The sequence below is a fragment of the Prevotella sp. AM23-5 genome (genome assembly GCF_003473645.1).
GTDB classification, from domain to species: domain Bacteria; phylum Bacteroidota; class Bacteroidia; order Bacteroidales; family Bacteroidaceae; genus Prevotella; species Prevotella copri_A.
The window spans coordinates 1-1,577 of the sequence record NZ_QUCG01000161.1 but is presented as its reverse complement, the minus strand read 5'-3'; the positions used below and the strand labels follow the sequence as shown (position 1 = coordinate 1,577).

Here is a 1,577-nt window from a genome sequence, read left to right as displayed (position 1 = left end):
TTTTGAAGTTATACAAATTGTTTTTGATTGAAGGCTGACTTTCTCCATTGCATAAGAAAGTCAACCTTGATAACACGATTAAAGACTTCGCCCTTTTCGTTTCTTCTTCTTTCTACGCAACTCCCTGTCAAATGCAGCTTCCTGTGCTTCATTTGAAGGACCTCCTCCAGACATGAGTCCAAGACCGCTGCCGTATTCATCGAACAAGCCAGAATCGTGACGCTCTTGTTCTGAGATTGCACCATCTTCCTTTGGAATGGCAAGCGGTATCGGCTGTTCGTTCTCGTAAGGCAAGGTGAAGTGCTCCTGTAGAGCATTGGCAGAAAGATCCGTTCCAAGCCTTGAACCATTGAACACGCTTTGGGTGCGGTGGTCAATGAATGTTGCTCCGTAGATACGGCCGTCAGCTGTATGGCGGAAAACGACATCAATACCCTTTGCTTTCAGCAACTCAACGAACTTATCCTTATGGTAAGTCTGCTTCAAGACTGCTTCCACGCTATGACGGGTCATCTCGGAGAGTTTCTTTTCCTCCTTGAACTTCTTGGTAGAATAAGCGAACCGTTTTTCTATTGCCTCCACACCGACAGATTTGTCAATCTTGGAAGCCTTGAAAGGATTTCCAACTTTGTTGCCCAGTCCGTCATTGGCAGAATAGACGAAGCCATGATACTCACGACCGCCAACTTCGCCTCTGACCTCCTCCAAGGATATATTATATAAGGAAAGAAGTGCACGGTATTCGCCCAATGATTGGAACCTGTAGGTAGCGCAGAGAGATTTTACGGTGTTGGCAACCTGCTTCTTCACATTGCCTTGGCTTATATCCACCTTACGGAGTGGATTGTCTGCCTGACGTTGCTTGCGGTCTGCCTTGTGGAGATTGTACTTCTCCTCCAAGTCACGGGTGATAGCCTTGCTCCTATGGTAGTTGTATCGGCTATCCAAACACTTGCCGTTTTCATCCACTCGGATGGTCACGATGTGCATGTGATGACGGTCGATATCCTCATGCTTGTAAACCATGTATGGCTGGTTGCCATATCCCATGCGCTCCAAGTATTCCCGTGCGATGTTCTCCATCTCCATATCCGTCAGCACATCATCAGGATGCGGATTCAGGGAGATATGCACGACAGGCTTTTCCGTTCTGATGTGCGGAGAAAGGTATCGTTGGAAATCACGCAAGGCATTGGCGATGCTCGTCTTTCCCGAACAATCATCGAAGATCTTGTTCGTTGCCAAGAGCTTTCCCTCTTCCTTGTTAATCTTCTCACCATTGTATGCCAGTGCGCCATACAATGAACTTCCGAAACTTATCTTTGCGACCATCTTTCCTCAAACTTACGGGTTAGTTCAACTATCTCACGGGTAAGAGAGACCAGTTCCCTGGTGCAGTTCTCCAACTTATAGAGCAAAGCCATCGCCTTTTTCTCTGAGAAATGACAACGGAGTTCCTTGACAACCTGGTTGTAGTTGTTGCCAATCATTCGGTACTGCGAGTGAAAAGAAGAAAGCTTGGTGTAGTATTCCACCAATGTCTTGTCCTCGCGCAGCACCTTGAACGGCTCGCCGAA

The 1,577-nt window shown here is 47.1% G+C and carries 2 protein-coding genes; both read right to left on the bottom strand.

Annotated elements, in window-relative coordinates; genetic code table 11:
- Positions 1-78: 78 nt before the first annotated feature.
- Positions 79-1,332, bottom strand: a complete 1,254-nt coding sequence (gene mobB, locus DW657_RS17275; RefSeq protein ID WP_118313570.1) for a conjugal transfer protein MobB — start codon at positions 1,330-1,332, stop codon at positions 79-81.
- Positions 1,317-1,577: hypothetical protein (locus tag DW657_RS17270; RefSeq protein WP_118066983.1), on the bottom strand; the 261-nt coding region annotated here is incomplete at its 5' end. The genes mobB and DW657_RS17270, both read right to left, overlap by 16 nt.